The organism is Desertibacillus haloalkaliphilus, from assembly GCF_019039105.1.
GTDB classification, from domain to species: Bacteria; Bacillota; Bacilli; order Bacillales; family KJ1-10-99; genus Desertibacillus; species Desertibacillus haloalkaliphilus.
Window position 1 is genome coordinate 1 of sequence record NZ_JAHPIV010000259.1, and the last position, 396, is coordinate 396.

Here is a 396-nt window from a genome sequence, read left to right on the forward strand (position 1 = left end):
AGAAAGAGGGAAGGAGAAAAGAAAAAAGAGAAAAAGGGAAGGGGAGGGGAAAGGGGGGGGGGGGGAAAAAGGAGGGAAAAAAAAAGAAAAAAGAAAGGGAAAGAGGGGAGAGGGAAGGAGGGGAAAGGAAAAGAGAGAAGGAAGGGGAAAGGGAAGGGAGAAGGGGGAAAGGGGAAGGAAGGGGAAAAGGGGGAGAGAAAAAGGAAAGGGAAAAAAAGGGGGAAAGGGGAAGGAAAAGAAGGGAGAGGAATAAGGGGAAGGAGGGGTATTTATATTGTTGGAATAAATAAAAAAGAGAAGATTGAAGAAGGTGAAGGGGAAGAAGTAGAAGAAGTTGTAGAATTTGATGAAAATATTAAGGAAGGTGAAGAAATTGTAAAGAAGGAGGGGAGGAGG

At 44.2% G+C, this 396-nt stretch carries 1 pseudogene; it reads left to right on the plus strand.

Features of this window, described 5'->3' with window-relative positions:
* Positions 1-396, plus strand: a pseudogene (locus KH400_RS29910) (hypothetical protein); the annotation flags it as partial.